This window comes from Acinetobacter sp. TUM15064 (assembly GCF_008980265.1).
Classification (GTDB): Bacteria; Pseudomonadota; Gammaproteobacteria; order Pseudomonadales; family Moraxellaceae; genus Acinetobacter.
In genome coordinates, this window is the sequence record NZ_BKFU01000002.1 from 1 (window position 1) to 21,853 (window position 21,853).

A 21,853-nucleotide genomic window follows, 5' to 3' on the forward strand; every position below is an offset into this window, starting at 1 on the left:
TTTTTATATCAAAAACATATTGATCACATTTCAAACAAACTTAAGTAATTATTTATATTCAATATATCTTATGAAAAATTATATGTTTAGACTTTAGTCTAAGTATTAAAAATCATTAGCAAGTTTAAATCCTACTAAACATTCAAAATTCGATGCATTAATCCAAAATTGGTTATACCAATTTAATTATTCTTTAGATTTCGGTGCTTTTGAAACGTTTTTAAACTAAAAAACGTAGTCTCGGTTAAAACTAAATAGGCAAGATACAAACACTGACCTTCTTGATAATTTTTTAATAGTAATAGCATGTCTATAAACTTGATTTTTTTTAAAGGCCTATGTTTTTTTCAGAAAAATCATTTGGAAAAGTGCTACAATCGCGAAAATATATATTCTTTCAGGCCACCCATTCTCGGTGCCTATATTTATATCGTTAGGATTAACAATGACTAATAATGCAACTATCTTGCAGAATGTCCCAGTTGGCAAAAAAGTTGGTATTGCCTTCTCTGGTGGTCTAGATACTTCAGCTGCACTTTTGTGGATGAAACAAAAAGGCGCAGAACCTTATGCTTATACAGCAAACTTAGGTCAGCCTGATGAAGACGACTACGATGCGATTCCAAAAAAAGCGGAAGCGTATGGCGCAGTAAAAGCTCGCTTAGTTGATTGCCGTTTACAGCTTGCGCTTGAAGGTATTGCTGCGATTCAATGTGGTGCATTCCACATCAGCACTGGCGGTGTTCCCTACTTCAATACCACGCCTTTAGGTCGTGCAGTTACAGGTACTATGCTTGTTACCGCAATGAAAGAAGATGACGTCAACATTTGGGGTGACGGTTCAACGTATAAAGGCAACGATATTGAACGTTTCTACCGTTATGGTCTCTTAACCAACCCAGCACTTAAAATCTATAAACCTTGGTTAGACCAAACGTTTATTGATGAGTTAGGTGGTCGTGCTGAAATGTCGCAATTTTTGATCGACAACGGCTTTGACTACAAAATGTCGAAAGAAAAAGCATACTCAACAGACTCAAACATGCTGGGTGCAACACACGAAGCAAAAGATCTTGAATACCTCAATGCAGGGATCAAAATTGTTGACCCAATCATGGGCGTTGCTTTCTGGAAAGACGAAGTAGAAATTCAACCTGAAGAAGTATCTATTACTTTTGAAGAAGGCTTCCCTGTTGCAATCAACGACCAACGTATCGAAGATCCTGTTGAGTTCATTCTTGAAGCCAATCGTATTGGTGGTCGTCATGGTCTAGGTATGTCTGACCAAATTGAAAACCGTATTATTGAAGCGAAATCTCGCGGTATTTATGAAGCACCTGGTATGGCCCTTCTACATATTGCTTATGAGCGTTTGGTTACGGGTATTCATAACGAAGATACGATCGAACAATATCGTATTAACGGTTTACGCTTAGGTCGTTTGCTTTACCAAGGTCGTTGGTTCGACTCTCAAGCATTAATGCTTCGTGAAACTGCACAGCGTTGGGTTGCGAAAGCGATCACAGGTACTGTGACTTTAGAACTTCGTCGTGGTAATGACTACACGATTATGAACACTGAATCTGAAAACCTCACTTATGAAGCTGAACGTTTGACGATGGAGAAAGGTGATTCAATGTTTACGCCAATGGACCGTATTGGGCAGTTAACGATGCGTAACTTAGACATTACCGATACTCGTGCGAAACTTGGTATTTATACCAATACTGGTTTGCTAGCTGTAGGTACGGGTTCTGCTGTTCCACAGTTGAAAGACAAGAACAAATAAGTTGATTCCATGTCAAAAAAACCGCTCATAAGAGCGGTTTTTTATGCTTTATTCAGTACAACTCGATGTGGTTAAAGGCTGATAATAAATCTGATTCCGCCCTAATTGCTTGGCACGGTATAAGGCTTGGTCAGCAATCCTGAGTAACTCTACTTTGCTCAAATCCATTTCACCTTTAAAGACCGTAATTCCTAAGCTAATGGTCACAAATGCAGATACTTCAGACATTTCATGCGGGATTTCCAAGCGCTCAATCGCTCGGTAAATATTCGAGGCAACTGCATAGGCACCATGTGCATCGGTTTCTGGTAATAACACGACAAACTCTTCGCCACCATAACGCGCAACAAAATCCATATGCCGAATTGCATTTTTAATGGATTTAGCAATGGATGAAATGACATCATCACCTTTTTGATGCCCATAAAAATCATTATATTTTTTGAAAAAATCAACATCAATAAACAAAATAGATAAAGGTGTTTCATCCTGACGGGATTGTTCATAATAAGTATCCATCATTTCATCAAAATTTCGACGATTTGAAATTTTCGTCAACTCATCATTTTGACTCAAATGTAGAAGCTCAGAAGTATGAATCCGATGGATTTTTTCACTAATTTTCGCACGCCGAATATTTAGAAAAATGATACGTTCACGAGCATAAATCATGCGCCCGATGGCAAAGCCTAGTAAACAACTCCCAAACATAACGCGACTCATCACAATTGCATCAAACTTGACCAAAGTCGAAATAAGAACTAAAAAAGAAACACCAGCAGCTACGATACCTGTCATAAAAACATATAAAGGTTTTACCCCAGTCAACAAATACCCCAATACATAGATCATACAAATGATCATCATTGCTTGGTGGCGCAAAGCTTCAGTATGTACAGACATGGTGAGCCAAGTCGTCGAGACCACTGCCCAAAACACGACAAACAAAGCAGCATAAGCAAAAAAAGGCTTAAGCTTTACAAAATGTGAAAAAACATAAAGAAATAAAAGACAGGCTGCACCGTTCAGTAGCCCTAATAGGCAATGAATGAAATCTTCTTTGAAGTGTGACTGTTCAATAATCCAATAGTCACCAGGAATAATTAAAACCGCAAAAATAAAATAGACCAAAACACCTGACCAAAAAAAGTCATTAATATTGCGGCGTGCGCGTTCTAAGTTTAAACGCCAAAACTCCTGCTCTAATTTCTGCGGGAAAACCTGCCCAACACGGCGATTATGCCGTGCAATCAGCCCTTCCATTTTTTCTTTATCGTACTGAAGTTTGGCGAGGTTATATTTATATTCCATACCAGACCAGATTTAATTCTTGTAGTCGATTAAAAATAACACAAATTTACAAAGATTAATCATAATAATCAGACAATATGTCTTTATTTGTCGTTACCATTTTTAACGTATATGCATTATCATCTGTTTTATTTCTCTGACAGAAATCGCCTTGAATACGATTACGATTCTCCAGCCAGATGATTGGCACGCTCACCTTCGTGATGGTCTTGCATTACAACGTACTGTTCCCGATTTAGCCAAGCAGTTTTCCCGCGCTATTTGTATGCCAAATACAGTGCCTCCTGTCAAAACTGTCGAGGAAGCGAATGCGTATCGCGAACGCATCATGGCGCACGTACCAGAAGGTAATACTTTCGACCCACGTATGGTATTGTATTTTACTGATACAACTTCTCCTGAAGAAGTAAAGAAGATTAAAAACTCTGAGTTCGTAAATGCGATTAAACTCTACCCTGCTGGTGCAACCACCAACTCTGATAATGGCGTGAGCGATATTCGTAAAGTCTATGCCGTCATTGAGCAACTCGAAGAGCACCAAGTTCCCTTATTGTTACATGGTGAAGTTACGCATAATCATGTCGATATTTTCGACCGTGAAAAACGTTTCTTAGATGAAGTACTCTCTCCATTACTCAAACAATTCCCAAAACTAAAATTGGTTTTAGAGCACATCACCACCAGTGAAGCAGCCAACTTTGTTTTAGAACAAGATCGTAATGTAGCAGCAACGATTACCCCACAGCATTTATTGTTTAATCGCAATGATATGTTGGTCGGTGGTGTGAAGCCGCACTTCTACTGCTTACCCATTTTAAAGCGTCAAACCCATCAACAAACATTGCTTGAAGTGGCAACCAGTGGCAACCCTAAGTTTTTCTTAGGTACAGACAGTGCGCCACACTCTAAAAATGCCAAAGAAAACGCATGTGGTTGTGCAGGCTGTTATAGTGCACCAACTGCAATTGAACTTTATGCACAAGCATTCGATCAAATAAGCAAAATTGAACGCCTTGAAGGTTTCGCAAGCCACTTTGGTGCCGATTTCTACGGTCTACCGCGCAATACTTCAACAATTACACTAGTAAAAGAAGACCAAGTCATCCCTGAAAGTTTAGACTATTTGGATGGTGAACAGATTATTCCGCTGTATGCGGGTAAAACCATTCAATGGAGAAAAGTGTGACAAATGAAACATTGCCAATAATTGGTCAGCGTTTCCGTGGTTTTCTACCTGTTGTTGTCGATGTCGAGACAGCAGGTTTTAATGCACAGACCGATGCCTTATTGGAAATCGCTGCAATTCCGATTATTTATAATGAAGAAGGTCAATTTGTCCCAGGGCCTGCACATCATGCGCATATCAACCCATTTGAAGGTGCAAACTTAGACCGTCGCTCATTGGACTTTATTGGAATTGATCCCTTTAATCCCATGCGTATGGCTATGGCTGAAGATGAAAAAACAGCATTAAAACGTATTTTTAAAGCCGTCAATGAAGTTCGTCGCCAACAGAACTGTACACATGCGGTCTTGGTCGGTCATAACGCCCACTTTGATTTAGGTTTTGTACAGGCTGCTATTAATCGTACAGGGACCAAAAATCAGAATCCCTTTCATAGCTTTTCGGTCTTTGATACCGTCACCTTAAGTGCTGTGATGTTTGGTCAAACGGTTCTTGCAAAATCATGTATTCAAGCAGGAATTGAGTTCGATGGTAGAGAAGCCCACTCAGCTTTATACGACACTCAAAAGACCGCTGAACTGTTCTGTTATATTTTGAACAAACTCGCACCACACCTACTTGACACTCTGGTGGCGGATCAATAAGATACCGCCATCCTCGCAACGTCCCTATCGTCTAGAGGCCTAGGACATCGCCCTTTCACGGCGGTAACCGGGGTTCGAATCCCCGTAGGGACGCCATCTTATTTATATTCTTATAATCCTATATTTTCATCTTGCAAATTTTCTTGCATATATAATATTTTTATTTCAATAACTTACTCGCTATACTGTAAATCATTTTTAAGTGCTTTATGACTATGCTGAAAAAAGCTTTGATCTGTTTATTGATCTTATCGCCATCTTTTTTTTACCTTTGGTATGTCAATCAAGATACTCACTCGCCCCAACCAATCAACTCGTCACAAGAAGTGCATTCAAACACCGAAAGCAAAAGCTCATACCCAACACCCGATCACTAAGATATACAACTCAAATATTTGTTTTTTAAATTAATCTAGATACTTCATCCGAAAATTCCAATTTATGTGAATTTTCATCTTATTAAAAACTAGAATATCACTTTAAGCCCATTGTTTCATTTACTATGCAATCTGCAACACCGCCTTCACAACCCTCAACGAATTCACCGCAAAATACCTCATTGAAACGTGCCATGAGCACGCGTCACCTGATCATGCTATCGCTAGGTGGTGCCATTGGCACAGGCCTATTTATGGGCTCAGGTGAAGTAATTTCTCAAGCAGGCCCTCTCGGTGCTGTGCTGGCTTATATTATTGGTGGTTTAATTGCATATATGGTCATGCTTTGCCTCGGGGAGCTTGCAGTACATTTACCTGTTTCTGGTTCATTTGGTGCCTTTGCAACACGTTATATTGGCCCTGGCACAGGTTATATGGTGTCGTGGATGTATTGGCTCGGTTGGTCGGCAACACTCGGCACCGAATTTACCGCAGCAGCCATTTTGGTACAGGAATGGTTCCCACAAACCTCGATCTGGTTATGGACATTAATCTTTGCCAGTGGCGTACTGATTTCAAACCTTAGCTCAACCCGAGCTTTTGCAGAGTCTGAGTTTTGGCTATCCATGATCAAAGTCGCAACTGTACTTATTTTCATTCTTTTAGGCTTTGCCTGTATTTTCGGTGTCATCCCTTTTCAAGGATATGAATCTGCACCTTTATTTAGCAACTTAACCGCACAAGGCTGGCTACCGAATGGCCTTATTCCTTTGTTTACCACCTTATTAATTGTGAACTTTGCTTTTAATGGCACAGAAATGATTGGCATTGCCGCAGGTGAAACTGAAAACCCAGAAAAAAATGTACCTAAAGCCATTCATGCTGCGGTTTGGCGCCTGATTATTTTCTTTGTGGGAACCATCGTTGTTATCAGCTCACTGCTCAGCTATAGCAACACAGGTTTGCAAGTGGGTGGACATAGTGGCTTAAGCAGTAGCCCATTTGTAACTGTATTCACCCAAATGGGTATCCCCTATGCTGAAGACTTTATCCGTTTTGTCATCATCACCGCCTTATTATCAACTGCGAACTCCGGCTTATATGCAGCCTCACGCATGATGTGGGCCTTATCCTCACAAAACCAACTACCCAAGCTTTTTGCTAAAGTAAGTAAATCTGGGGTGCCTTATATTGCCATTTGGGTCACTATGATTGGTGGCTTGCCGGGCTTGCTCTCTGAGCAGTTTGGTGCAGATGTCATTTTTAAAAACTTGATGGGTGTTGCTGCATTCACTATGGTGATTGTCTGGATGAGTATTTGCTGGAGTCAGTTTAACTTCCGTCGCCAATGGTTAAAGCAAGGCCATGCTTTATCGGAGCTAAAATTCCGTACCCCTTGGTATCCATTGGTTCCGATTTTAGGTTTTATCTGCTGTACTGCGACAGGTTTAAGTATGGCGGCAGACCCTGAAATGCTTTCAGGTTTTATTGGCTGCCTACTTTTCATGGCAGCTTGCTATGCCAGTTACTATTGGCTCTATCACAATAAAAATTAAGCCTCTTCACTAACAGTGAGCTCAAGTCCACACCTTGAGCTCAGTTTTAATTCGATACAAATTGGACTATTAAATTTAATTGCTTGTTTTGTCTAATGTTTGAACTCTTGGTAAACATATAACTAAAACCCTTTTGACAAATAAGCCTTTAATCCTTAATATACGCATCACCTCACAACGTCCCTATCGTCTAGAGGCCTAGGACATCGCCCTTTCACGGCGGTAACCGGGGTTCGAATCCCCGTAGGGACGCCATATCTTGATCTTCTGATCAACACTTATTCATAATTATTATTATTTCATTGCAGATTTGCAGTTTTTCACTACAATAGCCCGCTTCATTCCCCAACTAATTCAACGCTTATGCACTCATCTCCGAATGATGCTTCGCATCAGGGCAATTCTGCGCCTTTAAAGCGCGCTATGAGTACTCGACATCTGGTCATGATTTCGCTAGGTGGCGCAATCGGAACAGGTCTATTTTTAGGGTCGGGTGAAGTCATTGCACAAACGGGGCCTGTAGGTGCCATTATTTCTTATTTTCTCGGTGGGATCATTGCCTATATGGTCATGCTGTGTTTAGGGGAACTTGCCGTTCATATGCCTGAGTCTGGCTCATTTGGTGCTTATGCCAAACGCTATATCGGACCAGGTACAGGTTATACCATCACTTGGTTGTATTGGCTCACGTGGTCAGTCACTTTAGGCACAGAGTTTACAGCGGCTGCCCTTCTTATGCAGGAATGGTATCCAGATAGCTCAATGTGGATGTGGACCCTAATTTTTGGTGCTTTCGTATTTACACTAAATATGATTTCAACCAAATGGTTCGCTGAATCTGAGTTCTGGCTGGCTTTGGTAAAAGTTATCACGGTTGTTGCTTTTATCTTATTAGGTTTAATGGCAATTTTTGGAGTCATTGGCTTCAGAGGTTATGAAGCTGCGCCTTTATTTAGTAACTTAACAGCGCAAGGTTGGTTCCCTGAGGGCTTATTTCCAATCTTTACTACCATGCTGATTGTAAACTTTGCATTTTCTGGTACAGAGCTGATTGGTGTTGCTGCAGGTGAAACCAAAGATCCTGCCAAGAATGTACCCAAAGCCATCAATACTGCGATTTTCCGCTTATTGATTTTCTTTGTGGGTACCATCTTGGTCGTGACTTCACTCCTTCCGCATCAAGAAGCAGGTTTAGCGGCTGAAGGCGTGAGCAGTAGTCCATTTGTAACGGTATTCCAACACATTGGCATTCCGTATGCCGAAGATATCATTCGTTTTGTGATTATCACAGCACTGCTATCTGCTGCAAACTCAGGGTTGTTTGCTGCATCACGTATGATGTGGTCATTATCTTATCAGAAACAATTACCAGCAGTATTTTCAAAATTAAATACTCGCGGTATTCCTTATGTTGCAGTCATTGTCACGATGATTGGCGGAATGCCGGGTTTACTGTCTGAACAGTTTGCACCTGAAACAATTTTTACCAATCTACTTGGTATTGCAGCCTTTACCATGGTCGTAGTTTGGATGAGTATCTGTTTAAGCCAATTTAACTTCCGTCGTCAGTGGTATAAACAAGGGCGTAAAAAAGAAGAATTAGGTTTTGCAGCCCCCCTGTTCCCTATTGTGCCAATCCTTGGCTTTATCTTCTGCTTTATCACCTGCGTCAGTATGGTGTTTGATCCAAGCATGCGTATTAGCTTCTTTGGTTGTTTACTGTTTATTGCAGTCTGCTATGCAAGTTACTATAAGTTCTATCACAATAAATCTTAAGCATTTATGTTAAAAAGAGCGACTGAGGTCGCTCTTTTTTTTATACTGTTTTTATCAAGTACATCATCGGTGCATACACGATGAATATTGTATGGATTCATGGGATGAATCAGCAGCATAAGACTGCGCGTACCCTGCTTCAACATTGGCTTATCATATTAAAACAAGCCTTAGAACAGTGCGGAGAAGCAGATTACTTTCTTTATATTCAGCGACACAGTCGGCTGGCCTTTTACGGAGACCTTCTAACACGTCAGCATTTAGAAAACACCCTCAATGCCAGCACCCTCATACCGCAACACTGGTCTCCTTTTTCTTTTTTACATCCTATTCACCTAACACACACCGCTGCACTCAATATCGAACATCAGACTGAAATTTCTCAAAACCCTCAGCTCACCATTTCTGATGAACTCTCATTCAATCATAAAATTAAGTACATCAGCCTATTGAGTAAGGATATTGCATTTCGTGATTTAGGAAGCTTAATGAATCACTTTCCAAAGCTACATAACAGCTTTATTCATCGCTTTTTAATTGAAGCTTATCTATATTTATCCAATCCACACTTCATCCACACAGTGCATACACGTCTGCATGAGCAGTTACACGGTACGAAAGCTAAGATTGTGATTGCCCACTCTCTCGGCAGCGTGATTGCCTATAATTATTTAATTCAACACCCTGAACTCCACATTCAAGCGTTTATTAGTTTAGCTTCCCCCCTTGCTTTTCGGGTCATACAGTGTCATTTACAACAACCCATTCAACGACCTGTGGCTTTATACGGCGACTGGATCAATTTTTATTCAGACATTGATTTTCTAAGCGCATTTCCTCTCTATCAAAAACCATTTGCATTTAATCCCGCCATTATTAATCAACAAATCACCACCGATCTTGCTCACCCTCATCTGATTGAGGGTTATTTACAACATCCTGAGTTTATAAATAGCCTCACCGATCTGCTTAAAAAATCGACTTAAATCATATAGTTTTTGATCATTTTATCTCTATTGTTTTAATTTTATGCACTCAACACTTAAAACTGGAATTATTTAGAGAAAAGCGTTTGACACCCCTCTGTTTTCACCCTAATATACGCCCACCTCTGAAACGTCCCTATCGTCTAGAGGCCTAGGACATCGCCCTTTCACGGCGGTAACCGGGGTTCGAATCCCCGTAGGGACGCCAATTTCAGAAGTAAAGTTTTATTCAGTCCCTATCGTCTAGAGGCCTAGGACATCGCCCTTTCACGGCGGTAACCGGGGTTCGAATCCCCGTAGGGACGCCATTACTTAAGATCAAAAGTAATCGGTTTTAAAATATCACTTCTGTACTGTCCCTATCGTCTAGAGGCCTAGGACATCGCCCTTTCACGGCGGTAACCGGGGTTCGAATCCCCGTAGGGACGCCATATTCGAGATTGATTTTTTCTAAAGTCATCTCATAAAAAAGCCCAAGCATGATGACTTGGGCTTTTTTATTGCCTGTCTACTTATGATCAACTTCAACTAAAGCTGTCGAGGCAAAAATAGCCTGTGGTGCAATCACAGTTTCATTCGAGGGAATGTTTTGCCCATATCGCTGTTGCATGAGTTGCTTGACTTCAGGCGAAGTTAAATCAAATTGCTTGAGTTTAGATAATGGAGCCAACTCAATACCTAAAGCATTATCATAGGCCTTCCAAACTATTTCTGAGCAATATAATGCACGATTGTCCCACTCAAAATAAAGATCATAAGGCTGGCCTAAGTATTGTTCTGCGTTCTTGATTAGCTTCTGCTTTTGCTGAACAGTCAAATTTGATTTAAAGCGCTTCACCACATAATGCCGCTCAACCCCGCGATCAATCCACTGCTGAAGTGCCGTATATTTCACAGGCTGAACTGCCTCTAAAACCCATACTTTTCCATTTTTATTCACAATTAAACCCATATGGCTATAGCGAGACTTGGTCGCTTTTTGTATCCCTAAACTTTGTTGAGACTTCGAGACGTGAAAAATAATATCACCGGTTTGATAGGATGTATTCGCCCATAGCAGTTGGGGACTTTCACAAAGTAAAACAGCACTTAAAATCACAAGAAGATTGCTATTTTTCATCCTAGATTTCCTTTATTCTTCTTTTTATAGATACGACCTATCATTTTTAAAATTATAAAATATTTATGATCTTACATCATCTTCAAAACTCACGTTCACAGCGTATTCTTTGGCTACTTGAGGAACTTGAGCTGTCTTATGAACTCAAATTTTATGATACAGCACAAGCTAAACAAACCAATCTGAAATTTCCAACGCTCGACATTACACATGATGCTCAGACAGTACAATTGACTGAAAGCAGTGCAATCGTAGAATATTTATGTCAACTACAGCAGAAGTTGATTATTCCCCATGACCATGCACAGTATTGGAACTTCTGTTTTTATAGCCGTTATAGCGATGCCAGTCTCATGCCCAACTTGGCATTGAAACAGGTCTTCCAACACATTAAACAACAAACACCTTTTATGGTGCGCTTTGTGAGTTTAGCCTTTCAAAGCGCGTTTAATCGTGCTTATTTAAACCCTGAGCTACATCGAAAGCTTAAACAAATTGAGATCCACTTAAGCGCGCATGCATACTTTACAGGCGATGTGTTTAGTTATGCGGATATACTAATGTGGTTTCCACTCTATGCAGCCAGTTATGCCACACCGCAGTTTGCTCAGTATCAGGCCATTCAACACTATTTCAACCAAATACAAAGCAGACCTGCCTTCAATGCTGCAATGGCACACGGGCAATGGTCTGCTTCCTATTTTGAAGACTATTGGTCTATCACGCAGTAAGTTCTACTTAGGCAGACTTTCTAGAGTTAACTTGCCCTTTAATCACGGCTTTCACATTACCTTTTAAATAATTAAAAAACACTTTGAGCGGTGACAGTTTCGGATTTGGTTGTTTGCCTTCTGCGATATCCTTAAATTGCGCGGCGTACCAGATCACTTCCATAATCGCCATTTTATCAATCATCGAAATACCCGTTTTAATCTTATCGACTGCATAACGCACATCTTGCCCTGCAATTAAACGGTTGGTCACATCGGGTTCTACCGCAAACGGGCGTGCCATCCCAATAAAATCACACGCACCACTTTCTAAGGCTGCATTCATACCAACCACAGTGCGAAAACCACCTGTCACCATCAACTTACACTGGACATGTTCACGAATTTTTTCAGCAAATTCTAAAAAGTAAGCCTCACGTGCAATGGTCGACGCTTTACGTTTTTCTTGCTTCACTCCTGCCATCGCAGGTGCTTCATAGCTACCACCTGAAATTTCAATCAAATCAATCCCAGCCGCATCAATAGCTTTAAATGTCGCAATGACATCTTCTTCCGAGATTCCACCACGCTGAAAATCTGCTGAATTAAGTTTGACCGAAATAATAAACTGATCCGAAGTCGCTGCACGTACCGCTTTATAAATTTCCAATAAAAAACGCATGCGGTTTTCAGCAGAACCACCCCATTGATCTTGGCGTTTATTGGTCAATGGCGATAAAAACTGACTAATCAGATAACCATGTGCGCCATGTAATTGCACACCTTCAAAGCCTGCTTTTTCACAAATTGCAGCTGAAGTTGCAAAACGCTGGATAATATCGAGGATTTCATCTTCACGAAGCGCTCGCGGTGTTCCAAAGCTCATTGCTAAGGCCGGACTAAATGGAACTGCTGAAGGTGCAACCGTCTCCTTATTTAAACCTTTTGGACATTGACGTCCCGGATGTGACAACTGCACCAATTGCACCATGCCATGTTTTTTACCAATCGCAGCCCATTGTTTTAAGGGTTCTAAGTCACGTTCGGTTTCAATCACCACCACACCCGGCTCATTTTTAGCTCGGAAGTCCACCATCACATTACCTGTAATGGCACAGCCTAGACCACCCTTTGCCCAAGCCTCATACAAGCCCAAGTGCAAATGATTCGGCTGACCAGCATGATTAGCCAGTGCTTCACTCATCGCCCCTTTAATCATCTTATTTTTAAAATGGACCTGCCCAATGTCGATTGCGCTTGCAAGCTGGCTCATGAAAATTCATCCTTTAATATTTTTTAGTGTTTTTACTCTATGTGTTTTTTGGCTACAGTCAAGATAATTTGACAATTCATTTTGTCAAATTCTTCAACCTTTTATTTACTAAAATAATTTTACTGATACTGACTGGCTTGAATCAGTCGGCGCGTATAGTCAGACTGCGGTTGCTCAAAAAGTTGTTCAGTGGCTTGTAACTCCACTATTCTGCCATGTCGCAAGACCAAAACCTGTTGGCAAAGTGCTCGTACCACCTGTAAGTCATGACTAATAAACAAATAGCTGATGCCCTGCTCCTGTTGTAGACGGCGTAATAAAGCCACGATCGAACGTTGCGTACTTCGGTCTAAAGCCGAGGTTGGCTCATCTAAAATCAATAGTTTCGGTTGAAGTACCAAGGCTCTCGCCAAAGCCACACGCTGCCTCTGTCCGCCAGATAGCTCATGTGGATAATAGCTTTTAAATGTGACTGGTAACTCCACCTGAGTTAAGACATTCTCAACACGCTGTGTCCTCTCAAACAAGGACAAAGGTTTTAAGGTCAGACCTTCCATGATAATTTGCTCAACACTCATGCGTGGATTCAAACTTGCAAACGGGTCTTGAAACACGATTTGAAAATCACCGCGAAATGGACGTAATGCTTTTTGCGAAAGTTGGTTTAAATCATGTCCTCCAAACTGGATCTGTCCTCGACTTTCAATCAACCTTGCTACAGCCAGTGCCAAAGAACTTTTGCCCGCACCACTTTCCCCCACTACGCCCAACGAATGCCCTTGAGCCAAGCTCAAGTCCAAAGCTTCAATTGCGGCAAGATACTGCGTCGCTCGATTCAACCAGCCTTTTTTAATCGGAAATTTGACCTCAAGTTGTTTTAAGCTGAGTAAAGGTGCTGCATTTTGTACGTGAATGGCTTGACCAAAAGAATGATTGAGTAAGTTTTGAGTATAAGCAGACTGCGATTGCTCAAAAATCTGCGCAACCTTCCCCTGCTCGATGACCCTACCTTGATGGATGACCACGACATCATCAGCATAGTGTTTCACCAAGTTGAGGTCATGGCTAATCAAAATCATGGCCATGTTATGACGCTGTTGTAAAGACTTGAGCAAGTCTAAAATTTGAACTTGTAACATGACATCTAGTGCTGTGGTGGGTTCATCAGCAATCAAAATATCAGGCTCTTGCACCAGCGCCATAGCAATCATGACCCGTTGGCGCTGTCCACCAGACAGCTCATAAGGAAAACGTTGCAACACACTTTCTGGATTTGGAATACCCACATCCTCTAGCAAGGCAATTACACGCTGCCGAGCTTGCGTTTTCGACCAGCCCTGTAACCATAGAGTCTCAGCAATGATCTTTTCCACCCGATGTAAAGAATTCAAGGCGGTCATCGGCTCTTGAAAAACCATCGCGATTTTTTGCCCACGAATCGGCCTAAATTGTGCATCGTTCAGCGCTAGGAGATTTTTTCCATCTAACAGTACTGAGCCTTGCACTTGCAATGTTTTCGGCAATAAACCCATCAAGGCTAAAGCGCTGATTGATTTTCCCGAACCGCTCTCTCCAACCAACGCTAAAGTCTGCCCAGCACGCAGTTCAAAACTGAGCTGATCGACCAACACCCTTTCTGTACTTTGAATGCTCAGTGCATTCACTTTAAGTATGGGTGCTGTACTATTGGCGTCTAGGGTCAAATGCATCGCGCAAAGCCTCCCCGATATACATCAGCAACGCAAGCACAATGGCCAAGCTAAAAAAGCCAGACAGTGCCAACCACGGCGCATTTAAATTATTCTTCCCTTGTAACAAAAGCTCGCCCAGTGATGCCGCATCAGGCGGTAGGCCATAACCCAAGAAATCCAGTGCTGTTAACGCAGTAATATTGGCAGTTAAGATAAAAGGAAGTTGTGACAAGCTAGAGCTGATGGCATTGGGTAAAATATGCCGAAAGATAATAGCTCGGTTGGTGACACCTAAACTCCGTGCTGCACGAACATAATCCAACTGCCGCGCTCTTAAAAACTCAGCACGTACCAGTGGAACCAAAATCGTCCAACTGAATAACAGCATGATGAAAAATAGCCAGTAGATATTGGGGCTAAACATACTGACTAGAATCATCACCATGAACAGCATGGGTAGCCCACCCCAGACTTCTAAAATGCGCTGCCCAATTAAATCCACCCAACCACCGTAATAACCTTGTATTGCCCCAATCACAATGCCCAATACAGCTGAACTGAAAGTCAAAATAAAACCGAACAGCAATGAGACACGTAAACCATACAATACACGCGTCAGAACATCACGACCTTGGTCATCTGTCCCGAGCCAATTTTGCATCGTGGGTGGTGATGGTACTGGGACAGTTAAATCTACATTGGGAGTTTGATATGAATATTGAATCAACGGCCACATGGCCCAACCTTTTGCTTGAATCAGCTGTTGGACCACTGGATCTTTATATTCAGTTTCAGTCTCAAAAACACCACCAAAAGTCGTTTCAGGATAGTGTTTCAATACAGGGAAATACAAAGCATGATCATACTTCACCAACAACGGTTTATCATTCGCGATCAGCTCTGCGGCTAAGGACAGTACAAAAACACAAAGAAATAAAATACAACAACTGAGCCCGAGCTTATTTTGCTTAAATCGTTTGAAACCTGCCTGTAAAATGGGTGACATCAGCCTCTCCCTTGCGAATCAAAATGTATTCGCGGATCAATCCACTGATACAACACATCGCCAATCAGACGCAGCAGCAAGCCCAACAAAGTAAAAATGAACAAGGTGCCAAAGATCACAGGATAGTCGCGTTGCACAATCGCCTCAAAGCCCAATAAACCTAAACCATCCAGATTAAAAATGATCTCGATAAATAAATTACCTACAAAAAAGTAAGCGATTAAAGCTTCAGGTAACCCTGCTACCACAATCAATATTGCATTGCGAAACACATGACCATACAACACTTGAGACTCGGTCAGACCTTTAGAACGCGCCGTCAGCACGTAGGGCTTGCTGAGCTCTTCCATAAACGAATACTTGGTGAGATAAGTCACCGTGGCAAAACCACCAATCACCATGGCTAACAGCGGTAAAGCCATGTGCCAAAAATAATCTTTAATTTTGCCCCATAGCGACAAGTCCACAAAATTTTCCGAAACCAAACCTTGTAAGGGGAACCATTGAAAATAAGAACCGCCTGCAAAAAATACAATCAGAAGAATTGCAAAAATAAATGCAGGAACAGCATAAGCCACGGCCAGCAGTAGCGATGTAGACTGATCAAACACCGTACCGTGCAATCGAGCTTTTTTGATGCCCAAAGGAATGGAAATCAGATAAATTAACAAGGCACTCCACAGCCCTAAGGACACGGATACGGGTAATTTATCCTTAATCAGTGCTGTAACGGGCTGGTCTTTAAAAAAGCTGGTGCCAAAGTCCAGTTGCGCATAATTTTTCACCATTTCAAAAAAGCGTACATGCATGGGCTGATCAAAACCATAATGTGCTTTGATCTTTGCGAGCATTTCATCACTAAGCCCTTGTGCGCCTTGATAGACATTTGAACCTGCACCGGCACCGCCCAGATTACCCAAAGTTTGCATGACTTCCGCTTGCTGAATGGCTTGCTCAACAGGCCCTCCGGGCGCAATTTGGATCACAGCAAAATTGATCAACAAAATCAAAAATAAGGTCGGAACAATCAGCAACAGCCTTTTGAATATATACATACGCATTTCAAAAACCCCTATGCCAGCTTATGGCTTGGTTGCCTGACCTAAATACTGGCTCACCTTTTTTGTCTGTTTAGCATCACTCCACCAATAATCCAATCCGACATTCAACTGCGGGCTCCGTACCGGTTTTTGATACATATTCCAATAGGCATACCATTGATCAGCTTTACCATAGGTTGGTATTTGATAATAGCCTGCACGCAGCAAGCGATCTAAAATACGCGTTTGTACCACCACTTGCTTACGATCAGGTGCTTGAATCAACTGTTGAATCATCTGATCAATCACCGGATTTTGAATGCCTGAATAATTATAATTTCCCACCTGATGGGCTGAAGTACTGCCCCACAGCTGTACCTGTTCTTTGCCCGGTGTTAAAGACTGCGGCATCGTTTGTAGCGTCATATCAAAATTTTGAGTACGCATCCGCTCATAATACTGGGGTGTATCAACCTGTCGAATGTTCAGCTGTATTCCTAGTCGCTTTAGATGGCGAACAAAAGGCGCAATTTCACGCACAGCATCACTTGGCTGAATCAGAAACTCAAACTGGATCGGCTTATTTTTCCGATCCAACAATTGCCCTTTGGCATTATATCTATAGCCATTTTTTAATAAAATCTGTCGTGCGATCAGCAAATTATTTCGATTATAGCCCGATCCATCTGAAGCTGAATAATGCCAATTTTTTAAAACGCCGTTTCGCTGCACAGGATGCAATTTCGCCAAATAAGGTTTTAAGATTTTGATTTCAGCAGCCGAAGGCAGACCCTTCGCCTCTAGTTCGCTATTAGAAAAATAACTTTGCAGACGTTGATATTGCCCATAGAACATCGCTTTGTTTTGCCACTCAAAGTCGTAGGCATAAGTTAAAGCTTGGCGAAAATAAATATCTTGAAAAGGCTGACGACGGGTATTAAACACAAAACTTTGCGTCGGTATCGGATTGAAATGCTTAAAGCGATACTTTTTAACGAGACCTTGTTTCACTGCGGGAAAGTTATAGGCAGTCACCCATTGGCGTGCGGACTCTTCCTCATGCAAAGTATATAAACCCGCCTTAAACGCAGTAAAAGCAATATCTTTGCTGCGATAATACACATAGCCCACACGGTTAAAATTATAACGCCCTTGATTGACCTTTAAATCTTTGGCCCAATACTTTGGATTACGCTTATAAACAACGCGCTGCCCTGCATTGATTTTCTCTAAAACATAAGGGCCTGAGCCTAAAATCGGCTTGACTGAAGTTTGACTAAAGTCTTTGCCTTGCCAGTCTTTTTTGGAATAAATTGGCATTCTGGCCACGATCAAAGGCATTTCCACATTATTTCGTGTTTTAAAATACATTTTGACGCTGTATTTGGACAACACTTCGGTCTTGGCTAAATCCGACAAATACATCTGTAAGCCAAAATTGGACTTGGTTTGAAAAAGATCAAAACTAAACTTTACATCAGCTGCGGTAACAGGACTGCCATCACTAAATCGTGCTTTTGGGTTTAAATGAAAAATGATCGCGTTAAAATTTTTCGGGTCATAGCTGACCTTTTCTGCCAGCAATGGATACATCACTGCAGGCTCATCTAACGAACTACTCATGAGTGAGTCAAATAAATAATTGGTTCCCTCAACCGCAGTACCGCGACCATTCATGCTGTTTAAGTTATCAAAACTCCCAATGACTGCACGTGTTAATTCGCCACCCTTCGGTGCCTGCACATTGGCATAAGGCAGATGATCTAATTGGCTGTATTTCGGCATACCATAAGGTGCAATAAAAGGCATGGTCTGCACTGCAGACCATGCCTTTAAAGGTATCGTTACAAGGCTGAACAGCAAGAGCGTTGTTCTAACCATCATCGGAGATTTCTCTGAAATTGCATTTCAACTCAATATTAGTTCGGCACCTTAATTACATCACCAATGCGCAACTGCGTATTCGGCTTAATGTCATTGAGCTCAGCCAATTGCGAAGTGTCCACCCCATAACGGCTTGCCAGTCCAATTAAGGTATCACCACGTTTCACTGTGTACTGCGTAATCAGTTTCGGGATTTGAATGCTTTGGCCAACTTGTAAGCCCGCACGTGCACTGAGGTTATTTAAAGCAGCAAGCTCTGACACCGACATCCCAACACGACTTGCAATTGAGTTTAACGATTCACCTGACTTCACTTTATAGCTTTCAGTTGCTCGACCTGAATTTGCTTGTGGTTTTGCTGTCACTGTTTCTGTTTTGATTGGCGCCTGATCAACATCACCGTCTATTTTTAAACGCTGACCGACACGAACATTGGCCGTACGGCTTAAGTTATTCAGTTCAGCCAAATAGTTAAGCTGTAAGTGATATTTACGCGCAATACTATTTAGGGTTTCTCCCGATTTCACCACGTGAATATCAGTTGAGTTATTACTTGCAATCGTTTGTTTTTCGACTGTTTTCGGCATTTCAACAGCAGATACTTCACCCGTTAATTTGAGTTTTTGACCCGCACGTAAGCCCGCTGTACGACTCATATTATTGAGGTCAGCAATATAGTCCATACCCAAATTATATTTCGAAGCAATCGCAGTTAACGAATCCCCAGACTGAACCGTATAAGTATCTGGCACAGTTGAACCCGCAGGGATTTTGATTGTTTGACCGACTTGTAAGCCACTATTGCTTGAAATGTTGTTTAAATCCGCAAGCTCAGACAGGCTCATTTTCGACTGTGAGGCAATGCTATAAAGTGTATCGCCACGTTGCACTTTATAACTTTCAACTTTGAACTGTGGTGCAGCTTTAGCATTATCAATTTTAACAGAAGAGGCTTTTGTATTATTTGCCGCTAAGCTTTTAACATCATTGAGAGGCACATTAATTTTTTGTCCCACCAACAAGTTGCTGCCCGCATTTAAACCTGGTGTTAAATCTGCCAATTCTTGATTTGATAGCGCATAACGGTCTGCAATCAGTTTTAAATATTCGCCACGTTTCACCGTATAAGACTGAATTGCTACTTTAGTTTGGCTGGTGGCTTTCTCATCGTTAGCTTTTGCGCGTGATTGTGCTGTTTCTTTTAAGGAAAGCTTTTGTCCCACACGCACGCCACTGCTCACACTTAAACCATTATAGTCAGCCAACTGCTTGAGGCTTAAACCAAATTCATCTGCAATACCCGTTAAAGTATCATTGGCACGAACGGTATAACTATCAGGCTTAGAATCGGTTTTTATAGCAGAACGCGGTTCGACTTTTTCAACCAGAGGTTTTGCGTCATATAAATAAATAGAGGTTCCGACATATAGTGTAGCATTGGCATCCATTTGGTTCCATTTCGCTACATCACGCCAATTCACCCCATTTTTAGCTGCAATTACGGCTAAAGTATCACCCGGTTGTACGGTATAAGTTGAACGTTTGCCTTTTGGCGGAACAATTACAATTTCAGAGTCAGTCTTAACAAAGTTTTTACCTTGATTACGTTTCACTTCGTCCGAATCAAGACTGGTATTGTCTGCCACCGATTTTGGATATGCAAAGCCTTTAGTCAACTCTTTACCTTGTAGCTCAGCCACAGACTGACTCGTTTGAATTGCAGTCAGTTTAATTTTGCCATCTAAAGGATCGACAATTTCTGTCCCTTGTGGTGCTAAAGCTTGAATTTCAGCAACCACTTCAGCTTGTTCTGCTTTAGTCGCAACAGGTTTTAGGACTTCATCAACAGTTTTAGTTTGACCTTCAGCCTGAATGGCTGCAGTTAACTGCTCACGCTCCGCAGCAGAAATCGGGGGTTCAACTGATACTGGTTTTACAGGTGTCACAGGCGTTACAGCAACAGGAATACGTGGTGCACTTGGAATATCGCTATTGGCAGCAAAGGCTGCTAGTGCACTCGAACCTTTAGGCGTAGAACCGCGTACGGGGGTACTTACACTTGCAGCACTAGATGACGTTACAGTGGATGTCGTTAACTTCGGCTCAGTTTTGGTTGTTGTTGTCGCCAAAACTGGAGGAGTATTTTTCGATGGAGAAATAGTTTTGCTGTTTAAAGTTGGTGGTTCAACTTTGCTCGGTTGGATTGTTTGATTATTTTCAGGCAATTTAGTATTGGCAGATGCCCATAAACCGCCTGAGCCACCTTGTAACTTCTTCAAACGCGCATCAACCGAAGGGCTCAAATCTGCAGGAATTAAAATTCGCATTGGACTTGAACTATCAATCCACTCTCCACGGTGTCCTGGATTTAACTGATATAATTCGGCTCGGCTTAAACCTGTAATCGACGCAACTTCATTTAAACTCACCGCGCCCACAGTGACTTCTCTAAAGTGCGGACGGTTCGCAATAGGCGGCAAATTAATGTTATAGGCATTTGGATTTTTAATGATCTGCGCAACTGCCAAGAAACGTGGTACATAGTTCATGGTTTCTTCAGGCAGTTTTAACGACCAATAATCCGTTGGTAAACCCGCCGCTTTATTGCGGTTAATCGCTTGTTGAATACGGCCCGGACCTGCATTATAAGCTGCTAGCGCAAGTTCCCATGAACCAAACTGGTTATATAAACTTCCTAAGAATTCATACGCAGCACGCGTTGACTCAACCACATCACGTCGGCCATCGTACTGGCTACTTTGTTTTAAGCCATAAATACGGCCAGTACTTGGAATAAATTGCCATAAGCCGGCAGCTGCTGCACTACTGGTTGCAGCAGGATCATACGAGCTTTCAATCACAGGTAGCAGAGCAAGCTCTGTTGGTAAACCACGACGCTCAGCTTCTTTAACAGTATGATACAAATAACGTGAAGCACGCGCACTTAAGCGATCCAAATACGGTTGACGTGAAATAAACCAACCGCGCTGTGCATCAATACGTGGATTCCAGTGATCACTGTTCATCTTAAAGCCCACAGTCATCCGTTTCCACACATCACCGTGCTTTAAAACTAAAAGTCGATCCCCTTCCACCGCGCGCATATCGGTCGCAGAAAGGAGGTCTTCTAAAGAATCTAAACTGTTTGCATCTAAATAACCTGAACCCAGTTGTTTGGACTTCGATGCCTGAGTTGCACTTTGCGTCGAGGAACAGCCTACCAAACCGAGTGTCGCAAGTGCTGAACCGAGGACTGTAATTTTAAATAATGTCGGTAACATCGGTTGGCCAAAAAAGGCAGCTGACTTATACATAAGAGAATCCAAACAACTCGTATAAAATTTATTTTTTAGATCTGCCATTGTAGTAAAGCAGGCCACAGACACAAGGCGTTAATTTAACTCGAAATCAGTATAAATGTTACAAGAAATTAAAAAAGCTGCATCTTATACACTTCTCTAGTGCATTTGCGTTATACAATGGTGCCCGCTTAGTTTTAATTTT

General features: G+C 41.7%; 15 protein-coding genes and 5 tRNA genes. 12 read left to right on the top strand and 8 right to left on the bottom strand.

Annotated elements, in window-relative coordinates:
• The first annotated feature begins 445 nt into the window (after nucleotides 1–445).
• Nucleotides 446–1,789 (top strand): argininosuccinate synthase, encoded by a 1,344-nt coding sequence (gene argG, locus GBI16_RS00785; protein WP_151706327.1) that lies wholly within the window; start codon nucleotides 446–448, stop codon nucleotides 1,787–1,789.
• A gap of 48 nt (nucleotides 1,790–1,837) precedes the next feature.
• Here argG and GBI16_RS00790 read toward each other — a convergent pair whose 3' ends face one another.
• Nucleotides 1,838–3,100 (bottom strand): GGDEF domain-containing protein, encoded by a 1,263-nt coding sequence (locus GBI16_RS00790; RefSeq protein WP_110975316.1) that lies wholly within the window; start codon nucleotides 3,098–3,100, stop codon nucleotides 1,838–1,840.
• Nucleotides 3,101–3,251: 151 nt separating this feature from the next.
• Between GBI16_RS00790 and pyrC the strand changes: the two genes are divergently transcribed.
• From pyrC to GBI16_RS00840, 10 genes are all read left to right on the top strand, one after another.
• The gene (pyrC, locus tag GBI16_RS00795; RefSeq protein WP_151706328.1) at nucleotides 3,252–4,286 is read left to right on the top strand and encodes a dihydroorotase; all 1,035 of its coding nucleotides are present in this window, start codon (nucleotides 3,252–3,254) and stop codon (nucleotides 4,284–4,286) included.
• A complete protein-coding gene (rnt, locus tag GBI16_RS00800) occupies nucleotides 4,271–4,930 on the top strand; it encodes a ribonuclease T (protein WP_086207780.1) in 660 nt (219 codons plus the stop codon). The genes pyrC and rnt overlap by 16 nt, the downstream gene beginning before the upstream one ends.
• A gap of 20 nt (nucleotides 4,931–4,950) precedes the next feature.
• Nucleotides 4,951–5,026 (top strand) — tRNA-Glu (locus tag GBI16_RS00805).
• Nucleotides 5,027–5,432: 406 nt separating this feature from the next.
• Nucleotides 5,433–6,863 carry an amino acid permease gene (locus GBI16_RS00810; protein ID WP_086207781.1) on the top strand — a complete coding sequence of 477 codons (1,431 nt, stop codon included), beginning with the start codon at nucleotides 5,433–5,435 and terminating at the stop codon, nucleotides 6,861–6,863.
• Nucleotides 6,864–7,042: 179 nt separating this feature from the next.
• A tRNA-Glu gene (locus GBI16_RS00815) sits at nucleotides 7,043–7,118 on the top strand.
• 108 nt (nucleotides 7,119–7,226) lie between these two features.
• Nucleotides 7,227–8,639, top strand: coding sequence for an amino acid permease (locus GBI16_RS00820; protein WP_151706329.1), 1,413 nt, complete (start codon nucleotides 7,227–7,229; stop codon nucleotides 8,637–8,639).
• An 80-nt stretch (nucleotides 8,640–8,719) separates the two neighbouring features.
• The gene (locus GBI16_RS00825; protein WP_151706330.1) at nucleotides 8,720–9,625 is read left to right on the top strand and encodes an alpha/beta hydrolase; all 906 of its coding nucleotides are present in this window, start codon (nucleotides 8,720–8,722) and stop codon (nucleotides 9,623–9,625) included.
• 132 nt (nucleotides 9,626–9,757) lie between these two features.
• Nucleotides 9,758–9,833 (top strand) — tRNA-Glu (locus tag GBI16_RS00830).
• Nucleotides 9,834–9,857: 24 nt separating this feature from the next.
• Nucleotides 9,858–9,933: transfer RNA gene (locus GBI16_RS00835), tRNA-Glu, on the top strand.
• A gap of 47 nt (nucleotides 9,934–9,980) precedes the next feature.
• Nucleotides 9,981–10,056 (top strand) — tRNA-Glu (locus GBI16_RS00840).
• Nucleotides 10,057–10,133: 77 nt separating this feature from the next.
• Here the strand turns inward: GBI16_RS00840 and GBI16_RS00845 are convergent.
• A complete protein-coding gene (locus GBI16_RS00845; RefSeq protein WP_151706331.1) occupies nucleotides 10,134–10,745 on the bottom strand; it encodes a YiiX family permuted papain-like enzyme in 612 nt (203 codons plus the stop codon).
• Nucleotides 10,746–10,810: 65 nt separating this feature from the next.
• Between GBI16_RS00845 and GBI16_RS00850 the strand changes: the two genes are divergently transcribed.
• On the top strand, nucleotides 10,811–11,476 hold the full coding sequence (locus GBI16_RS00850; protein ID WP_151706332.1) for a glutathione binding-like protein: 666 nt from the start codon (nucleotides 10,811–10,813) through the stop codon (nucleotides 11,474–11,476).
• A gap of 7 nt (nucleotides 11,477–11,483) precedes the next feature.
• Here the strand turns inward: GBI16_RS00850 and GBI16_RS00855 are convergent, their stop codons facing one another.
• The 6 genes from GBI16_RS00855 to GBI16_RS00880 form a co-directional block, all read right to left on the bottom strand.
• Nucleotides 11,484–12,728, bottom strand: a complete 1,245-nt coding sequence (locus GBI16_RS00855) for an NADH:flavin oxidoreductase/NADH oxidase family protein (protein ID WP_151706333.1) — start codon at nucleotides 12,726–12,728, stop codon at nucleotides 11,484–11,486.
• Between the two features lie 119 nt (nucleotides 12,729–12,847).
• Entirely contained in the window at nucleotides 12,848–14,437 is a 1,590-nt protein-coding gene (locus GBI16_RS00860) for an ABC transporter ATP-binding protein (protein WP_151706334.1), read from the bottom strand.
• The gene (locus tag GBI16_RS00865; protein ID WP_151706335.1) at nucleotides 14,412–15,425 is read right to left on the bottom strand and encodes an ABC transporter permease; all 1,014 of its coding nucleotides are present in this window, start codon (nucleotides 15,423–15,425) and stop codon (nucleotides 14,412–14,414) included. Before GBI16_RS00865 ends, GBI16_RS00860 begins: the two co-directional genes overlap by 26 nt.
• Nucleotides 15,425–16,486, bottom strand: coding sequence for a microcin C ABC transporter permease YejB (yejB, locus tag GBI16_RS00870; protein ID WP_151706336.1), 1,062 nt, complete (start codon nucleotides 16,484–16,486; stop codon nucleotides 15,425–15,427). The genes GBI16_RS00865 and yejB overlap by 1 nt, the downstream gene beginning before the upstream one ends.
• A 21-nt stretch (nucleotides 16,487–16,507) precedes the next feature.
• A complete protein-coding gene (locus GBI16_RS00875) occupies nucleotides 16,508–18,349 on the bottom strand; it encodes an extracellular solute-binding protein (protein WP_151706337.1) in 1,842 nt (613 codons plus the stop codon).
• Nucleotides 18,350–18,384: 35 nt separating this feature from the next.
• On the bottom strand, nucleotides 18,385–21,663 hold the full coding sequence (locus tag GBI16_RS00880) for a LysM peptidoglycan-binding domain-containing protein (RefSeq protein WP_151706338.1): 3,279 nt from the start codon (nucleotides 21,661–21,663) through the stop codon (nucleotides 18,385–18,387).
• Between the last annotated feature and the right edge of the window lie 190 nt (nucleotides 21,664–21,853).

Coding starts and splice junctions, on each gene's coding strand:
- argG (WP_151706327.1), top strand. CDS start 446: ATGACTAATAATGCAACTATCTTGCAGAATGTCCCAGTTGGCAAAAAA.
- GBI16_RS00790 (WP_110975316.1), bottom strand. CDS start 3,100: ATGGAATATAAATATAACCTCGCCAAACTTCAGTACGATAAAGAAAAA.
- rnt (WP_086207780.1), top strand. CDS start 4,271: ATGGAGAAAAGTGTGACAAATGAAACATTGCCAATAATTGGTCAGCGT.
- GBI16_RS00810 (WP_086207781.1), top strand. CDS start 5,433: ATGCAATCTGCAACACCGCCTTCACAACCCTCAACGAATTCACCGCAA.
- GBI16_RS00820 (WP_151706329.1), top strand. CDS start 7,227: ATGCACTCATCTCCGAATGATGCTTCGCATCAGGGCAATTCTGCGCCT.
- GBI16_RS00825 (WP_151706330.1), top strand. CDS start 8,720: ATGAATATTGTATGGATTCATGGGATGAATCAGCAGCATAAGACTGCG.
- GBI16_RS00845 (WP_151706331.1), bottom strand. CDS start 10,745: ATGAAAAATAGCAATCTTCTTGTGATTTTAAGTGCTGTTTTACTTTGT.
- GBI16_RS00850 (WP_151706332.1), top strand. CDS start 10,811: ATGATCTTACATCATCTTCAAAACTCACGTTCACAGCGTATTCTTTGG.
- GBI16_RS00855 (WP_151706333.1), bottom strand. CDS start 12,728: ATGAGCCAGCTTGCAAGCGCAATCGACATTGGGCAGGTCCATTTTAAA.
- GBI16_RS00860 (WP_151706334.1), bottom strand. CDS start 14,437: ATGCATTTGACCCTAGACGCCAATAGTACAGCACCCATACTTAAAGTG.
- GBI16_RS00865 (WP_151706335.1), bottom strand. CDS start 15,425: ATGTCACCCATTTTACAGGCAGGTTTCAAACGATTTAAGCAAAATAAG.
- yejB (WP_151706336.1), bottom strand. CDS start 16,486: ATGCGTATGTATATATTCAAAAGGCTGTTGCTGATTGTTCCGACCTTA.
- GBI16_RS00875 (WP_151706337.1), bottom strand. CDS start 18,349: ATGATGGTTAGAACAACGCTCTTGCTGTTCAGCCTTGTAACGATACCT.
- GBI16_RS00880 (WP_151706338.1), bottom strand. CDS start 21,663: ATGTATAAGTCAGCTGCCTTTTTTGGCCAACCGATGTTACCGACATTA.